General features: G+C 64.9%; 16 protein-coding genes. 11 read left to right on the plus strand and 5 right to left on the minus strand.

All coding sequences use genetic code 11. The annotated features are described in order from the left end of the window. Positions 1 to 102 precede the first annotated feature (102 nt). The 11 genes from VSR71_RS10505 to groL all read left to right on the plus strand — a co-directional run bounded on the left by VSR71_RS10505 (position 103) and on the right by groL (position 11369). The gene (locus VSR71_RS10505; protein WP_342913818.1) at positions 103 to 1062 is read left to right on the plus strand and encodes a LysR family transcriptional regulator; all 960 of its coding nucleotides are present in this window, start codon (positions 103 to 105) and stop codon (positions 1060 to 1062) included. A gap of 263 nt (positions 1063 to 1325) precedes the next feature. Beyond that, a complete protein-coding gene (locus VSR71_RS10510; RefSeq protein ID WP_342913819.1) occupies positions 1326 to 1490 on the plus strand; it encodes a hypothetical protein in 165 nt (54 codons plus the stop codon). After that, positions 1490 to 1579, plus strand: a complete 90-nt coding sequence (gene kdpF / locus VSR71_RS10515; protein ID WP_012352274.1) for a K(+)-transporting ATPase subunit F — start codon at positions 1490 to 1492, stop codon at positions 1577 to 1579. Before VSR71_RS10510 ends, kdpF begins: the two co-directional genes overlap by 1 nt. Then, positions 1579 to 3399 carry a potassium-transporting ATPase subunit KdpA gene (kdpA, locus tag VSR71_RS10520; protein WP_342913820.1) on the plus strand — a complete coding sequence of 607 codons (1821 nt, stop codon included), beginning with the start codon at positions 1579 to 1581 and terminating at the stop codon, positions 3397 to 3399. The genes kdpF and kdpA overlap by 1 nt, the downstream gene beginning before the upstream one ends. 257 nt (positions 3400 to 3656) lie before the next feature. Beyond that, the gene (gene kdpB / locus VSR71_RS10525) at positions 3657 to 5732 is read left to right on the plus strand and encodes a potassium-transporting ATPase subunit KdpB (protein ID WP_428979386.1); all 2076 of its coding nucleotides are present in this window, start codon (positions 3657 to 3659) and stop codon (positions 5730 to 5732) included. A 37-nt stretch (positions 5733 to 5769) separates the two neighbouring features. Beyond that, positions 5770 to 6393, plus strand: a complete 624-nt coding sequence (kdpC, locus tag VSR71_RS10530; protein ID WP_342913822.1) for a potassium-transporting ATPase subunit KdpC — start codon at positions 5770 to 5772, stop codon at positions 6391 to 6393. A 283-nt stretch (positions 6394 to 6676) separates the two neighbouring features. Continuing rightward, entirely contained in the window at positions 6677 to 7456 is a 780-nt protein-coding gene (locus VSR71_RS10535; protein ID WP_342913823.1) for a TorF family putative porin, read from the plus strand. Between the two features lie 219 nt (positions 7457 to 7675). Next, entirely contained in the window at positions 7676 to 7963 is a 288-nt protein-coding gene (locus VSR71_RS10540) for a hypothetical protein (protein WP_342913824.1), read from the plus strand. After that, positions 7950 to 8930 carry a 4-hydroxy-tetrahydrodipicolinate synthase gene (gene dapA / locus VSR71_RS10545; RefSeq protein ID WP_342913825.1) on the plus strand — a complete coding sequence of 327 codons (981 nt, stop codon included), beginning with the start codon at positions 7950 to 7952 and terminating at the stop codon, positions 8928 to 8930. Before VSR71_RS10540 ends, dapA begins: the two co-directional genes overlap by 14 nt. 465 nt (positions 8931 to 9395) lie before the next feature. Beyond that, positions 9396 to 9686 (plus strand): co-chaperone GroES, encoded by a 291-nt coding sequence (groES, locus tag VSR71_RS10550; protein ID WP_010813047.1) that lies wholly within the window; start codon positions 9396 to 9398, stop codon positions 9684 to 9686. A 48-nt stretch (positions 9687 to 9734) separates the two neighbouring features. Further along, complete coding sequence (groL, locus tag VSR71_RS10555) at positions 9735 to 11369, plus strand: chaperonin GroEL (protein WP_342913826.1); 1635 nt, start codon at positions 9735 to 9737, stop codon at positions 11367 to 11369. Positions 11370 to 11537: 168 nt separating this feature from the next. Here groL and VSR71_RS10560 read toward each other — a convergent pair whose 3' ends face one another. From VSR71_RS10560 to VSR71_RS10580, 5 genes are all read right to left on the minus strand, one after another. After that, a complete protein-coding gene (locus VSR71_RS10560) occupies positions 11538 to 12323 on the minus strand; it encodes a metallophosphoesterase (protein WP_342913827.1) in 786 nt (261 codons plus the stop codon). Between the two features lie 215 nt (positions 12324 to 12538). After that, complete coding sequence (locus VSR71_RS10565) at positions 12539 to 13510, minus strand: type II secretion system F family protein (protein WP_342913828.1); 972 nt, start codon at positions 13508 to 13510, stop codon at positions 12539 to 12541. 47 nt (positions 13511 to 13557) lie between these two features. Continuing rightward, the gene (locus VSR71_RS10570) at positions 13558 to 14535 is read right to left on the minus strand and encodes a type II secretion system F family protein (protein WP_342913829.1); all 978 of its coding nucleotides are present in this window, start codon (positions 14533 to 14535) and stop codon (positions 13558 to 13560) included. Between the two features lie 42 nt (positions 14536 to 14577). Further along, positions 14578 to 15942, minus strand: coding sequence for a CpaF family protein (locus VSR71_RS10575; RefSeq protein ID WP_342913830.1), 1365 nt, complete (start codon positions 15940 to 15942; stop codon positions 14578 to 14580). 25 nt (positions 15943 to 15967) lie between these two features. After that, positions 15968 to 17164, minus strand: coding sequence for an AAA family ATPase (locus tag VSR71_RS10580; protein WP_342913831.1), 1197 nt, complete (start codon positions 17162 to 17164; stop codon positions 15968 to 15970). Between the last annotated feature and the right edge of the window lie 10 nt (positions 17165 to 17174).

Below are 17174 nucleotides of genomic sequence, written 5' to 3' on the forward strand. Positions count from 1 at the left end.
GGTGGTCGGGTGCGATTGCCTCTAACGATAGAGAGGCGGTATCCTCGGATCAATGCCGCCATGGGAAAGCAGATATCTCCATAGGAGATAGCAGGAGGGGATATGCAAACGGATGCGGGACACGACCTGACGCTCAAGGCGTTGGCCACGTTCGTCGCCGTGGCGCGCACGGGCAGCGTTTCCGGCGCCGCGGCGCAGCTTGGCCTGGCCCAGTCGGCAATCAGCCGGCAGGTCGCCGAGCTGGAGAAGATGTTTGGCGGCCCGCTGTTCTACCGCACGGGCCGCGGCGTGCGCCCGACCACGCTGGCTGCGCAGGTGCTGGCCGATGCCGGGCCGCTGCTGGACGGCGCCAGGCAACTGGTCGAGTCGGCGCGCGGCCGTGCCGGCAACGTCAGCGGCATGGTCACGCTGGGGCTGGTACCGGCGGTGGCGCCGCTGCTGTCGAGCCGGCTCTATGCCGCCGTGCAGGAACGGCTGCCCGCGGTGAAGCTGCGCATCGTGGAAGGCTACAGCGGCGAGATCGAGACGCGGCTGACCCAGGGCAGCATCGATCTCGCCGTGCTCAACCGCTATCGTGCCGAAGGCCGGAACAGCTACCGCCGGCTGCTCGATACGCCGCTGATGCTGGTTGGACGGCGCGAGACCTTGCAGGCCCACTGGCGCGCCGCAGGCGGCAGGCCGGCTTCGATGCTGCTGCGGCAGATCGGCGGCGTGCCGCTGGTGCTGCCGGTGCCCCCCAACGCCATTCGCAACCTGCTGGAAGAGGCTGCCGCCGCGCACCGCATCGTCCTCAATGTCTGCATGGAGGCCAGCTCATCGGTGGTCATCAAGCGCATCCTGTCAGACCATGCCGCGTTTTCCGTGCTGCCCTACCACGCCGTGGCGGCCGAGCTGGAGAGCGGAGAGTATGACGCCGTGCCCCTGGCCGACCGCGCCATGCGGCAGAGCGTGGTGCTGGCGACAAGCAGCCAGCGCCCCTTCACCGCCGCGGCGCGGCAGGTGGCGCAGATGATCCCCAAGCTTGCCGAAGCGCTGATCGGCGAAGGGAAGTGGCGGCGCTGACGGAGATGCGGGGCGCGTGACGCGCGACGGCGCTCACGGTCAGGCCCCGCTGTCCACATGCCTCGGCCCGAACGAAGCGGCTTCCATCACGATCCGCGGCTGCCTGAGCGCGCCCGGTAGCCCGCACCTCATCCGCACCTCGTCCGCACCGCACCTCAACTGCGGTCTTTATGCGTTCTTTATACGCACCGATCACCTTTCTACCCGGTTTTTACGACCCCGTCGCTAAGCTGCAAGGCGAAACCATTCAAAGGTACTTCGTCATGGACGGGATCTACTTGATCGCATTGATCGGCTTCGCAGTGCTGAGCGCAGCCCTGCTGGGGCTTTGCGCAGCGCTCGCGCCCAACGCCTCGGCAAGCGGCGAACACGGCGGCCCGCATCACCAGATGCCGGCAAAGAACAGCGCGTCGGACAGGGGGTTGTGATGAGCTGGACGGATCTGTTGAGCGGCGCGCTCGCCGTTGCCATTTTTGTTTACCTCCTCATTGCGTTGTTCCGGCCGGAGAAATTCTGATGTCCTCCCAATTCGTGGGCCTGCTGGTCCTCTATCTCGCCGTCCTGCTGGCGTGCGCCCCATTTCTCGGACGCTATATGCGGCGCGCTGTCGAGGACGGCAGCTATTCGCTGACCGTCTGGGGCCGTCCGCTCGAGCGCGTGCTGTATCGCCTGGGTGGCGTGCGCGCCGAATCCGAGATGGGGTGGAAGCAGTACACCATCGCCGTCCTGGCCTTCAACCTCCTTGGCGTGGTGGCGGTCTATGCGCTGCAGCGCGTGCAAGGGATGTTGCCGTTGAACCCGCAAGGCTTCGGCGCGGTCACGCCGGACTCGGCCTTCAATACGGCCATCAGCTTTGTCAGCAACACGAACTGGCAAGGCTATGCCGGCGAGTCGACCATGGGCTATCTGACGCAGATGCTCGCGCTCACGGTGCAGAACTTCCTGTCCGCGGCAACCGGCATCGCCGTGGTGTTCGCGCTGATTCGCGGCTTTGCGCGCCAGAGCGCCGCCACCATCGGCAACTTCTGGGTCGACATGACCCGGATCACGCTGTACGTGCTGGCGCCGATTGCGACCGTGATTGCACTGGCGCTGGTCAGCCAGGGCGTGATCCAGAACTTCGATGCCTACAAGGAAGTCAGCCTGGTCACGCCGGTCGAATATAGCCAGCCGAAGGTCGACGCGGCCGGGCAGCCGGTGCTCGATGCGCAGGGCAAGCCGGTGACGGAAGACCTGAAGACCGACAAGCAGACGCTGGCAATGGGGCCGGTTGCCTCGCAGGAAGCCATCAAGATGCTGGGCACCAACGGCGGTGGCTTCTTCAATGCCAACTCGGCGCATCCGTTCGAGAACCCGAATGCGCTCGCCAATCTCATCGAGATGCTGGCGATCTTCCTGATCCCGGCGGCGCTGTGCTTCACCTTTGGCGAAATGGTCGGGGACAGGCGGCAGGGCGTGGCCGTGCTGGGCTCCATGACGGTCATCTTCGTGGCGATGGCTTGTGTTGCGGCGATGTCCGAGCAGATGGCCAATGCGGCGCTGTCGGGCTTGCCGCTCGACCATGCCGGTTCGCTGTTGCAGGCAGGCGGCAATATGGAAGGCAAGGAAACCCGCTTCGGCATCGCTGCGTCGGCGTTGTTCGCCACCATCACGACCGCGGCATCGTGCGGCGCGGTCAATGCCATGCATGACTCCTTCACCGCCATCGGCGGGCTGGTGCCGATGCTGCTGATGCAACTGGGCGAGGTCGTGTTCGGCGGCGTGGGCTCGGGGCTGTACGGCATGCTGGTCTACGCCGTGCTCGCGGTGTTTATCGCCGGGCTGATGATCGGCCGCACGCCGGAGTATCTCGGCAAGAAGATCGAAACCTATGAAATGAAGATGGTGGCCGTGGCGATCCTGGTCACGCCGCTGCTGGTGCTGCTCGGCACGTCGGTGGCGGTGATGGCCGAGGCGGGGCGCGCGGGTGTGTTCAACCCCGGCACGCACGGCTTCTCCGAGATCCTGTACGCGCTCTCGTCGGCGGCCAACAACAACGGCAGCGCCTTCGCGGGCCTCTCCGCCAATACGCCGTTCTACAACACGCTGCTGGCCGCGGCGATGTGGTTCGGAAGGTTCTGGATCATCATCCCCGTCCTGGCGCTGGCGGGTTCGCTGGCAGCCAAGAAGCGCGTGCCCGTGAGCGGCGGCACGATGCCGACGCACGGCCCGTTGTTTGTCGTGCTGCTGGTGGGCACGGTGCTGCTGGTCGGAGCGCTGACTTATGTCCCGGCGCTGGCGCTGGGTCCCGTCGCCGAGCAGTTGCAGGGCGCGGTGACGGCAACCGCAGGCAAGTAGGAAGCCAGGTAAATCGACCACAGATCAAGACAACGAGCATTCCCACAAGTTCGGCCCCTGCAGGCCCTGGCCAATGCAGGTGCCGGCTGTCTCTAGCGGATTGCGGAGAAACCATGCAACATGAATCGACGGCCCCAGTGGCCAAGGGCAGCGCCAGCAGGACCGGCGCATCGTCCGCCAACCTGCCTCAGGCGAAAAGCGCGCCGGTATCGGACCGGCAACACGGTTCCCACCATCATCGCCCGCCCGCGCGCGGCATGTTCGCGCCGGAGTTGGTGAAGCCCGCGCTGATCGCGGCCTTCAGCAAGCTGTCGCCGCGCGACCAGCTGCGCAACCCAGTGATGTTCGTGGTCTACGCGGGCAGCATCCTGACGACCATCCTTTTCCTGAAGGCAATGGCGGCACCGGCAGCGGGCGGCGAATCCGCCGGCTTCATCCTGGCGGTATCGGTATGGCTGTGGTTCACGGTGCTGTTCGCGAACTTTGCCGAGGCGCTTGCCGAGGGCCGCAGCAAGCAACAGGCCGAAGCGCTGCGCGGGCTGAAGACCACGGTGACCGCCCGTGTGCTGAAGGAAGGAAGGCGCGGCGGCGCAACGGAAGCGCGCCCCGCGACGGCGCTGCGACGCGGCGACGTGGTGCTGGTCGAGGCTGGCGAGATGATCCCCGGCGACGGCGAAGTGATCGACGGCGTGGCCTCGGTCGACGAAAGCGCCATCACCGGCGAATCGGCGCCGGTGATCCGCGAGTCGGGCGGCGACTTCTCGTCGGTGACCGGCGGCACGCGCGTGCTGTCCGACTGGATCGTGGCGCGCATCACGACCAACCCCGGCGAAAGCTTCATCGACCGCATGATCACGATGGTCGAAGGCGCCAAGCGGCAGAAGACTCCGAACGAGCTGGCGCTGACGATCCTGCTGGTCGGGCTGACCATCGTTCTTCTGCTGGCGACGGCCACGCTGCAGCCGTTCTCGCTTTACAGCGTGCTGGTGACCAAGGCTGGCGTGCCGGTGACGATCACCGTGCTGGTGGCGCTGCTGGTGTGCCTGATCCCGACCACGATCGGCGGGCTGCTTTCCGCGATCGGCGTGGCCGGCATGAGCCGGATGATGGAAGCGAACGTGATCGCCACCTCGGGCCGCGCGGTCGAAGCCGCCGGCGACGTGGACGTGCTGCTGCTCGACAAGACCGGCACCATCACCCACGGCAATCGCCAGGCCTCGCGCTTTATCCCGGCGCCGGGCGTGTCGCCGTCGCAGCTCGCGGAAGCGGCGTGGCTGTCGTCGCTGGCGGACGAAACGCCAGAAGGGCGCAGCATCATCACCTTGGCCCGACAGCTGCCGGGGCTGACCGCACCCGCGATCGCAAGCCTGAAGCCGGAATTCGTGCCGTTCAGCGCGCAGACGCGCATGAGCGGCGTGGATCTGCGCGATGGCGGCAGCGAGCGCCAGGTGCGCAAGGGTGCCGCGGATGCCGTGCGCCGGTACGTCACGGAGCGCGCCGGCAAGTTCCCCGACGCGTTGTTGCAAGCCGTCGATGAGGTCGCGCGCGCAGGCAGCACGCCGCTGGTGGTTGCCGACGCCAACGGCGATTCGGTGCGCGTGCTTGGCGTGATCGAACTGAAGGACATCGTCAAGACCGGCATCCGCGAGCGCTTCGGCGAGCTGCGCAAGATGGGCATCAAGACCGTGATGATCACCGGCGATAACCGGCTGACGGCGGCTTCGATCGCGGCGGAAGCAGGGGTAGACGACTTCCTGGCCGAAGCCACGCCGGAAGCCAAGCTCAGGCTGATCCGCCAGTACCAGGCCGAAGGGCGGCTGGTCGCGATGACCGGCGACGGTACCAACGACGCTCCTGCGCTCGCACAGGCCGACGTGGCCGTGGCGATGAACAGCGGCACGCAGGCCGCCAAGGAAGCCGGCAACATGGTGGACCTCGACAGCAATCCGACCAAGCTGATCGAGATCGTCGAGATCGGCAAGCAGATGCTGATGACGCGCGGCTCGCTGACGACCTTCAGCGTGGCCAATGACATCGCCAAGTATTTCGCGATCATCCCGGCGGCCTTTGCCACCACGTATCCGCAGCTCAACCTGCTCAATGTGATGGGGCTGGCCACGCCGGCGTCGGCAATCATGTCGGCGGTGATCTTCAACGCGCTGATCATCGTCGTGCTGATTCCACTGGCGCTGAAGGGCGTGGTCTACCGGCCGCTGGGCGCCGCGGTCCTGCTGCGCCGCAACCTGCTGATCTACGGCCTTGGCGGCATCCTGGTGCCGTTTGCCGGCATCAAGCTGATCGACATGATCCTGGCCCTCTTAGGCTGGGTCTGATTTCCCCCTGCCTTCTGGAAAATTTCGGAGCATATTCATGAATACGCAAGTGCAGTCCCTGCAGCCATCGCCGGCACCCGCGCAAGGTGGCCTGTTGCGGCCCATGCTGGTGGTGTTCGCTGGCCTGTCGCTGGTGACCGGCCTGCTGTATCCCGGCGTGATCACGGCAATCTCCAAGGCCGTGTTCCCGCATCAGGCAGGCGGCTCGCTGATCGAGATGGATGGCAGGACCCTTGGTTCGGAACTGATCGGCCAGCCGTTCTCCGACCCCAAGTACTTCTGGGGCCGGCTGTCGGCCACGGCGCCGATGCCGTATAACGCCGCGGCTTCGGTCGGGTCCAACCTCGGGCCCTCCAATCCGGCGCTGACCGACGCCGCGCGCGCGCGCATCGACGCACTGCGCGCAGTGGATCCTGACAATCAGGCGCCGGTGCCCGTGGATCTGGCCACCGCGTCCGGCAGCGGGCTCGACCCGCACATCAGCCCTGCGGCCGCGGAATACCAGGTGGCGCGCGTCGCGCGCGTCAGGGGGATCCCGATTGAACAGGTCAAACAGCTGGTTGCGGCCAACACGGAAACGCCGCTGCTGCCGCTGCTGGGAGACCCAGGCGTCAATGTATTGAAGCTGAACCTGGCATTGGATGCCATCGCACGCAAGTAGCACGGTGCCTGTGATGCGGGACGATGCCGCCGCGCGCGGAAGCGTCCCGCATGCGTGCAACGACGATGTCGCGCGGATGCGCGGCGGTACTGTCTTGCCTGCGAGAAATCCCGGCGCCATCGCGGCACCATCGCGGCCCTTTAACTGCGGCCCTTTAATTGCGGCCCTTTAACTGGATTTGAACACGGGCACCGCGGCTTTTGATGCCGTTTTTACGCGTCAGGCCATATCGTGACGAGGCTCCCGGAAACGGGGGATTCCTTCAACTCTCGTCACATCAACAATGACTGACCTGCGCCATACCGCGGCCGCACTGCTCGCATGTTCCGCAACTTCCGTTCTCGTCTTCGCTGCCATGCCCGCCATGGCGCAATCCCAGCCTGACGCAGAGGCGTCCCCGCATACCTTCACGGCGAACGTCACGCTGGCTACCGACTACCGTTACCGCGGACTGATGCAGACGAACCGCCGGCCGGCGATTCAGGGCGGGTTCGACTACAGCCATTCGAGCGGCTTCTACCTGGGCAACTGGAACTCGAGCATCAGCTGGCTGGGCGACAGCAATGCCGAGGTGTCGGCCCCGATCGAGATGGATTTCTACGGCGGCTACAAGAATACGCTCGGCGGCGACTGGACCTACGACGTCGGCGTGCTGCAGTACTACTACCCGGGCGACTATCCGGCCGGCTACACGCGCCCATACACCACCGAGGTGTACGCGGCGCTGGGCTACGGTCCGGTGACGTTCAAGTACTCGTATGCCCCGACCAATCTCTTTGGCTTCGCCGACAGCAAGCACAGCTGGTACGCAGACCTGACCGCCAACGTGCCGCTCGATGTCTGGGACCTCACGCTGAACGCCCATGTGGGTTACCAGAAGGTGCAGGTCGCCAATGCCTCTTACGTGGACTGGAAGGTCGGCCTGACGAAGGACCTGGGCAAGGGACTTGCGCTGGCGGTGGCCTATATCGACACCAATGCCGACAAGGCGGTGTACACCAATGCCAAGGGCCGCTACATGGGCCGTGGCACCGCATGGGCTTCCCTGACGAAGACGTTCTGAGCGCGCGTGGCCGGCGCCGCTGATCTTGATGCCGATATTTTTGATGCCGATTTAATGCGCCGGCCCGATTTTCTTGCATCAAATTTAGACGGCGCTGGCTAGCATAAAACCATGTTCAACACGTGACCCGCCAGCGCGGGTTCATCCGATATGCGACAGTCAAGCCTGCCCGTTGATGGCGTTCCCCGACGTACGGCCTTGCGCGGCGGCGAAGGCACCATGCCCTCGCTGCGCGTGGTCTCCCGGCCGGCACCGGCCTGGATCCGCATGCGCCTTGCGGTGGCATCCACCGAGGTGTTCGGGCTGCGGCAGGCCATGCACAGCGCGCTCGGCGAGCTGGCTCGCGTCTATGTGGTGAACGTCGACTACCGCCACGGCGAGACCACGATGCACGTGGAGATCGCCCGTGCCGACCTCGACGCGGCCATGCACGCCATCATGCTGGCATTTCCGGCCGCGGAGTTCGGGGTTACGACTGCACTGGGAGACGACCATGTGGCGCACTGAGGAAGAGAGCTTCTCCGGGGCCGCGGTTGATGCCTGCACCGCAGCCTGCACCCGCCTCGCGGCAAGTTCCCGCACGTCGCCCTGGGGCATCTGGGTGCCCATGGTCACGCCGATGCGTGCCGGCTCGCTGGATTTGTCGGGCGCCGCCAGGCTGGCTGAACGCTACGTCGAGGCCGGCGTGAATGGCCTGATCATACTGGGAACGACGGGCGAGGGCAGCCTGCTTTCGTCGCACGAGCGGCAAGTCTTCACGGCAGCGGTTCTCGAAGCCGTGCATGGCGAGCTGCCGGTGATGGCAGGCGTCGGCGCCGTCGATACGCGCGCGGTGTGCGCGCAAATTGCCGAACTGGATGCCTTTGATCTTGCCGGCTACCTGGTGCCGCCGCCTTACTACCTGCGACCCTCCGATGAGGGCATCGTGTGGCATTTCAACGAAGTGGCGTGCGTAACGGCCCGACCCCTGATGCTCTACAACGTACCGAAGCGAACGGGCTGCGCGATGTCGCCGGCGCTCGTTCGATCGCTGCTTGCACATCCACGGGTTTCCTCGGTCAAGGAGTGTGATGCCGGCAATCTGCGCGCGCTTGCCGGCGATCCCTATGCCACCGCGTTGTGCGGCGAGGATGCTGCCATGCTGGATCATCTGCTGGCGGGCGGCGCCGGTGTCATCGCCGCGTCGTCGCATATCCGTCCGGATTTGTTCGTGCGCTTGCTGCATCTGGCGCAGACCGGCCGCTTGCGTGCGGCGCGCGCATTGTTTGCCAGGCTCGCGCCGTTGACCTCGCTGATGTTCGCGGAGCCGAATCCCGCACCGGTGAAGGCTGCCCTGGCACTATCCGGCGCGATTTCCCCGGAAACCCGCCTGCCGTTGCGGCCGGCAAGTTCCGCGCTGGTCCAGAGGCTGGAGGAAGCCATATCTCTTCTTCCGCCGACTTCCATGGCCCGGGATGAGCATCTGGCGGCCTGAAGGCATGCCATCGTTGGCCCCGAACCTGTCGAGGCGACAATGCAACCCTCCGTCCCACTCTTCCTTACCTGCACGGCGTGCGGCCATGTTCACTCCGAGACCCTGCAGCATGTGATCTCGGGAAAGCTGCCGCAGCCTCTGGCTTGTCCGGCTTGCCAACGCGCGCTGAGCATCGACTGGGACTGGGTCAAGGACCAGGCTGAACAGCTGGGGCTCGTCTCCTCGCAGCGGTAGGGCGCTCGCCCGTACCGCCTGCTCCCACCTCGATTTCCCGCCGTCCGGGAAAACCCCCATTTGGCCGCTGTCTTGAAATGGCCATACCCCGTCCCTATAATTAGCACTCGTCGGGGGTGAGTGCTAACAGCATGTAGTGCCCCTTGCGACACCTGAACATTTCAGACGGCCGTCGCCTCGGTAGCCGGCCGATTTGTGATTAAACACTCACTTTTGTATCTAGGAGTCCGTATGAACCTGCGTCCTCTGCACGACCGCGTGATCGTGAAGCGTCTGGACAACGAAACCAAGACCGCGTCCGGTATCGTGATTCCCGACAACGCTGCCGAGAAGCCCGATCAAGGCGAAGTGCTGGCGATCGGCCCCGGCAAGAAGGATGACAAGGGCAACAACATTGCCCTGGACGTCAAGGTCGGCGATCGCGTGCTGTTCGGCAAGTATGCCGGCCAGGCCGTGAAGGTGGAAGGCCAGGAACTGCTGGTCATGCGCGAAGAAGACATCATGGCCGTGGTCAACAAGTAATTCGTTACTTGCCACACCCCACCCGTACAGATTTCAGGAGATTCAAGAATGGCAGCTAAAGACGTAGTGTTCGGCGACGCCGCACGTGCCAAGATGGTCGAAGGCGTGAACATCCTCGCCAACGCCGTTAAAGTGACCCTGGGCCCGAAGGGCCGCAATGTGGTGCTGGAGCGCAGCTTCGGCGGCCCGACCGTGACCAAGGACGGCGTGTCCGTGGCCAAGGAAATCGAGCTGAAGGACAAGCTGCAGAACATGGGCGCCCAGATGGTCAAGGAAGTGGCTTCCAAGACCAGCGACAACGCCGGTGACGGTACCACCACCGCAACCGTGCTGGCCCAGTCGATCGTGCGCGAAGGCATGAAGTACGTTGCCGCCGGCATGAACCCGATGGACCTGAAGCGCGGTATCGACAAGGCTGTCGGCGCCGCCGTGGAAGAGCTGAAGAAGGTCAGCAAGCCCACCACCACCAGCAAGGAAATCGCCCAGGTTGGCGCGATCTCGGCCAACAGCGACGCCTCGATCGGCGAGCGCATCGCCGAAGCCATGGACAAGGTCGGCAAGGAAGGCGTGATCACCGTCGAAGACGGCAAGTCGCTGGCCGACGAGCTGGAAGTCGTGGAAGGCATGCAGTTCGACCGCGGCTACCTGTCGCCGTACTTCATCAACAACCCGGAAAAGCAGGTTGTCCAGCTGGACAGCCCGTTCGTGCTGCTGTTCGACAAGAAGGTTTCGAACATCCGCGACCTGCTGCCGGTGCTGGAGCAAGTGGCCAAGGCTGGCCGCCCGCTGCTGATCATCGCTGAAGACGTCGAGGGCGAAGCCCTGGCGACCCTGGTGGTCAACAACATCCGTGGCATCCTGAAGACCGCCGCCGTCAAGGCTCCGGGCTTCGGCGACCGCCGCAAGGCCATGCTGGAAGACATCGCCATCCTGACCGGCGGCACCGTCATCGCTGAAGAAATCGGCCTGACGCTGGAAAAGGCCACCCTGAACGACCTGGGCCAGGCCAAGCGCATCGAGATCGGCAAGGAAAACACCATCATCATCGATGGCGCCGGCGACGCAGCTGCGATCGAAGGCCGCGTGAAGCAGATCCGCGCCCAGATCGAAGAAGCGACCTCGGACTACGACCGTGAAAAGCTGCAAGAGCGCGTGGCCAAGCTGGCCGGCGGTGTTGCCGTGATCAAGGTTGGCGCTGCCACCGAAGTCGAAATGAAGGAAAAGAAGGCCCGCGTGGAAGACGCCCTGCACGCCACCCGCGCTGCGGTGGAAGAAGGCATCGTCCCCGGCGGTGGTGTGGCCCTGCTGCGTGCCCGCGCTGCGATCTCGGCACTGACCGGCGAAAACGCCGACCAGAACGCCGGTATCAAGATCGTGCTGCGCGCCATGGAAGAGCCGCTGCGCCAGATCGTGCTGAACGCCGGTGAAGAAGCTTCGGTGGTCGTTGCCAAGGTTATTGAAGGCAAGGGCAACTACGGCTACAACGCGGCTTCGGGCGAGTACGGCGACTTGGTCGAAATGGGCGTGCTGGACCCGACCAAGGTCACCCGCACCGCACTGCAGAACGCCGCTTCGGTGGCTTCGCTGATGCTGACCACGGACTGCGCTGTTGCCGAATCGCCGAAGGAAGAGTCGGCTCCGGCAATGCCGGGCGGCATGGGCGGCATGGAAGGCATGATGTAATTTGTGCCGACTGACTGCCGGCCGTTATGGCTGGCAGGCTGTCACAGCAAAAACCCCCGCGGGTGTGAGCCCGCGGGGGTTTTTGTTTGGGGTCTTGCCTGATTGATGACTGACGAATGACAGGTGGATGACCGACTGATGACTGGCTGACATCGGGCGCGGTGGCGTTCAGACCTCCACGACGCAGCACCAGTCGAAGCACTTGTTCTCCAGCTCGCCCGTGCGCCGGCTGACATAACCCCGCGGATTGCACACCACGCGCGAATCGTCGATGCAGTAGTCGAAACTGGTATGGGTATGGCCATGAATCCACAGGTCCGCCTGCGCCACCAGGTCGGGCCGGCGTGACAGGAATCCGCCGGAAACCAGGTCATGCGAGTAGCGCGGGTCAAGACTGCCCAGGTCAGGGCCATGATGGGTGACCACCACGGTCTTGCCTTCGAACGGTTGCGCCAGCTGTGCGGCCAGCCAGCCCGAAGCGGCCTCGTGGCGCGCCAGCGCGTCTTCCGGCGTGAAATGGCGGGCCTTGCCGTCGCCGCCGTCGACTTCGATCAGCCTGTGGTCCAGCATCACGCCCGCGCAGGCCTGCATCGAATCCTCGCGCCGGTCGACGCCGAACAGCGTGTAGTCCGTCCACCAGGTCGTGCCCAGGATCCGCACGCGGCCACCGGCGCTGTCGAACTCGGCAACGGCGCCATTGAGCATGTGCATGCCGGGATGCTCCGCAGCCGCCTCGGCCATCTGCCTGTCCACGGCGTCGAATCTGCCTTCGTAGTACTCATGGTTGCCCGGGACATAGATCACAGGCTGCGAGAACGTGCGCGCGGCCCAGTCGATGCCGTCGCGGCCATTGGCGATGTCGCCGGCCAGCACCACGATGTCGGCATCGCAGCCGGGCACTTGCTGCGGCATGTTGTGCTCGATATGCAGGTCGCTCAGGATACGCAGTTTCATGGGAACTCCGGGGCGATGGGTCTGGCTGCAGCCGCCGCGCCGGCGGTGGGGGCAGTGGTGGCATTCTTAAGAACCCTGGCGCCGCGGTCAAGTCCCCGGCGCGCACGCCGGCCGGCAAAGCAAAAAAGCCCGGAACCAGGTCCGGGCAAGGGACTGTCTGGCCGGCGTTGCACCGGGAGACAGCCGGGGGAACCGTCCAGGGTTACCCGTAAGTCCTATCCTCCCTGCCCCGCCATGGTGGGCAACAGGACGCGATAGATCTGGATAAACGCCGGCCCCAGCAGCACCAGCAGCAGCGAGGGGAAGATGGTGAAGATCAGCGGAAACAGCAGCTTGAGCGCGATCTTGGCGGCCTGTTCCTCGGCCAGCATGCGGCGCTTGGTGCGCAGCATGTCCGACAGCACCCGCAGCGATTCGCCCAGGCTGGTGCCGAAGCGGTCGGCCTGGATCAGCATCGAGGCGAACTTGTCGACGTCTTCCACGCCGGTGCGCAGCGAGAGGTTGGACAGCGCCTTTTCCTTGGAGAAGCCGGAGCGCAGTTCGAGCAGCATCAGATTCAGTTCGTCGGCCATTACCGGGCAGCGCAGCGCGAGCTCATCGGCGACCCGCATCAGGGCGGCGTCCAGGCCCAGGCCGGCTTCCACGCACACGGTCAGCAGGTCGATGACGTCGGGGAATTCCTCGAATACCGTGCGCTGGCGTTCGCCAACCTTGCGCGCCAGCACGACGTTGGGCAGGTAGTAGCCGATCGCGCCCAGCAGCGCCAGCAGGGCGAACATCGTGTACTGGTCGTCGAACGCCCGATTGCCATTCAACGCCAGCAGCCCGGTCATCGGCAACACTACCGCCAGCACGGTCTTGGCGCCAAAGTACAGCGGTGCCGCGCTCGCGCTGCGCCAGCCGGCATTGGTGAAGCGCACGCGCAGCTGTGAGTTCTCCCAGCCTTCCTTGGGCAGGGACAGCCGCGACACCGGTTGTGCCCAACGCACCAGCTTCTCGACCCAGGCCTGCTGCGCGCCTGGCGCGGAAGGCGTGCCTGCCTGGCCGGCGAGTTGCTCGACGCGTCCATGCATGCGGTTTGGTGAAAACGCGTACATCACGGCAAGCACTGTGCCGAATGCCGCCACGAAGACCAGCGCAAGCACGACCAGCTGCTCGGCAGGAATACCCTCGATGATGCCTTGCATGATTGACTCCCCTCAGGACCGTTGTGCCGCCGCGGCTTGTTGTTGTCTCATACACGGATGCGGATGATCTTGCGCATCCATAGCACGCCGAACACCATCGACACCAGCGCGCCGCCGATCATGCGCCAGCCGATCGGGTCTTCCCACAGCACCTTCATGAAGCCGGGGTTCACCACCATGATCATGCCGCCGGTGGCGAACGGCAGCAGACCCAGGATCCATGCAGACAGGCGCCCTTCGGCCGAAAGCACGCGGATCTTGTCGAACAGCTTCAGCCGCTCGCGCACCATGTTGGCGATGGTGTCGAGGATCTCGGCCAGGTTGCCGCCGCTTTCGCGCTGGATCAGCACGGCGATGACAAAGTAGCGCAGGTCGCCCACCGGCACCCGGATTGCCAGGTTGGTCATGGCCTCGTCCAGCGCCACGCCGTAGTTGATCTCTTCGAACGTGGTGCGGAACTCCGGGCCGATCGGGGCTTTGATCTCCTGGCCGACCATGCCCAGCGCACCGCTGAACGAGTGCCCGGCGCGCAGGGAACGGCTGATCATGTCGACGGCGTCCGGGAGTTGTTTTTCCATCTGCTTGAGTCGTTTGATCCGCAGGTGCATCACGTGCAGCACGGGCAACAGCCCGGCCACGGCGGCAATGGCCAGTACCACCGGCGCCGGCACCGGCACCAGCGGGATCAGTGCCACCGTGCACAGCACGACAAGCGCGCAGTAGCCCAGTAGTTGCGATACCGACCAGGAACTGCCGGACTGCTCCAGCCAGCGGTCCAGCGTGCCGATGCGTGGCAACCGCATCAGCCATTGCTGCATCCGCGGCGAATCGCTGAGCAGGCGCTTCTTCAGGATCGACAGGCGTTCGGCGTTGATGTGACCGCCCGCGGACAACGCACGCAGCCGGGCGTCGATACGCTTGGCGGCGGGGCCGTGGTAATTGTTCCACCAGAGATAGATGCCTTCGATGCAGAGCACCACCGCCGCGAATAGCATGATGCCGAAGGCATAGAAGATCGTGCTCATATGCGTCTCCCCCGAGAGAATGTGCCGCGTCCGTGGCGCGGATCACACTTCATAGCGATGCGCCGGATCGTAGGTTTCATCAGGCAAGCCCACGCCGAACACGCGCAGCCGTTCGGCAAACTTGGGATACACCCCGGTGGCGCGGAAATGGCCGCGCACGGTGCCGTCCGTGTCCACGCCGGAGCGCTGGAAGGTGAAGATTTCCTGCATGTTGATGATTTCGCCTTCCATGCCGGTGATCTCCGAGATGCTGATGATCTTGCGTCGCCCGTCGGTCATGCGTGCGGCCTGGACGATTACCGTGATGGCTGAAGAGATCTGCTGGCGAATCGCCTTGGCCGGCATGGTCAGGCCGGCCATGCTGACCATGTTCTCGAGACGGGTCAGCGCGTCGCGCGGAGTATTGGCGTGGATGGTCGTCAGAGACCCCTCATGGCCTGTGTTCATCGCGTTCAGCATGTCCAGCGCCTCGCCGCCGCGCACCTCGCCCAGGATGATCCGGTCCGGGCGCATGCGCAGCGAATTGCGTACCAGCGAGCGCTGCGTGATCTCGCCCTTGCCTTCGATGTTCGGCGGGCGGGTTTCGAGGCGCAGCACATGAGGCTGGCGCAACTGCAGTTCGGCCGCGTCCTCGATGGTGACCACGCGCTCGTCCTCGGGGATGAAGCCGGACAGGATGTTCAGCAGCGTGGTCTTGCCGCTGCCGGTGCCGCCGGAGACCAGCACGTTGACCTTGGCATGCGCCAGCGCCTGCAGCATCTGGGCCATCGGCGGGGTCAGGCTCCTCAGGTTCACCAGGTCGGATACCTGCAGCGGATTGACCGCGAAGCGGCGGATCGACAGCAGCGGCCCGTCGATCGCCGATGGCGGGATGATGGCGTTGACGCGGGAACCATCGGGCAGGCGCGCGTCGACCATCGGGCTGGTCTCGTCGATGCGACGCCCCACACGCGACACAATCTTCTCGATAACCTTCATCAGATGGGCGTCGTCGTAAAAGCCGATATCGGTGAGTTCCAGCTTGCCGCGCCGCTCGACATAGGTCTGCTTCGCCGTGTTGACCAGGATGTCGGACACGGTCGGATCCTGCAGCAGCGGCTCGAGCGGGCCGAAGCCGAACATCTCGTCATAGATGTCCGACGTCATCTGGCGGCGTTCCGTGTCATTGATCAGGATCCGCTCTTCGTCGATGATGGCGTCGATCAGCACCCCGATCTCCGTCTTCACCTGCTCCAGCGGGTAGCGCGCGAGCCGCTCGAGTTCTACCCGGTCCAGCACCGCGTCGTGGACGATCTTCTTGAAATTCCGGTAGGCCTGCGTGGTGCCATGGCTGCGGGCGGGCGCAGCATGGCCGTTCATTTGCAGAGGCGGGTTCTCCGGTAGGGAAAGCTGTTCGCGGATCGACATGATGGACTCCGGTTCGTGATGCGGTTCAGGCGGCGGTCGACTTGGGGCGCAGGAACAGCCTGGCCAGCGACGGCCTGGCCGGCTGCGCCTGCCGCTCGGTCCCGGTGCCCGCGGCGAGCGTGGCGCCGAGCGATAGCAGCGCCTTCGCGATGGCGCTGCGCTTCTGTTCCTTGAGGACGGGGACGCCGTGGCCGATCGATTCATCCACCACGGCAGCATCATCGGGCAACGCGTGGAAGACCTTCATGCCGAACACTTCCTCCAGCTTGGCACGCGGCAGCTCATCGCGGCGGCCCTGCCGGTTCAGCAGGATGCGGATCTTGTCCTCGGTGTAGTGCAGCGCGCGCAGGATATCCAGCAGGCGCTTGCCGGTGCGGACATAGGGGATGCTCGGCTGCACCGTTACGCAGATGCTGTGGCTGCGGTCGAAGGCCGCAAGCGACAGTGGAGTGACCGACTGCCCTATGTCGATCAGGATGAAATCGTAGCGCGGGCTGACCACGGACAGGATGTGGTCGATCCTGTCCTTGCGGACCTCATTGGCCTTGATCGGGTCGATCGCACCGGCCAGGATATCGAATCCCTCCTCGACGCGGGTCATGCAGGCGTCAAGGAAGGTATCGTCCATGCGTTCCAGCTGCGAACACACGTCCGGCAAGGTCGCCGGCGGCGTCTTGTCGCTGACCAGGAAAGCTGTGTCGCTGAACTGGGTGTTCAGGTCGATCAGCAGCACCCGCTTGCGCTCGCCGGCACTCAGCGCGTAGGCGAGGTTGCCGGCGATGAAGCTGGTGCCGGCGCCGCCCTTGCATGAAACCAGTGAGATCACGCGCGCTTCGTTGCGCTCCCTGGGCACGTGGTTTGCCTCCAGCCGCCCGAGCGCCTCGCTCAACTGGCCCTTGTCGAGCGGCCACGGCAGGATGTCTCGCACCCCGGCACGCAGCGCCCGGATCAGGACATCCGGTTGCTGCGCCGACGTTACCAGGATGCAGGGCAGGTCGGGATGCTGCTGGCGCAAGGCTTCGATGCCGAGCATCTGCGTTCCGCCGCGGAAGTCCTGGTCGAGGATGAGCGCATCCGCGCTGCGCAGGTGGCTGCCATGCGTGCATAGCGCGGCGGGAGCATCCTGCAGCCGCATGATCTGGAAGGTTCCAGAGGCGTCTGCCAGACGCGAGAGCTCGCCCAACCTTTCAGCATCCTCGGAAACGATCAGAATTCTGAGCATGGTGTTGCTC

It is taken from the genome of Cupriavidus oxalaticus (genome assembly GCF_038900635.1).
GTDB lineage: Bacteria > Pseudomonadota > Gammaproteobacteria > Burkholderiales > Burkholderiaceae > Cupriavidus > Cupriavidus oxalaticus_B.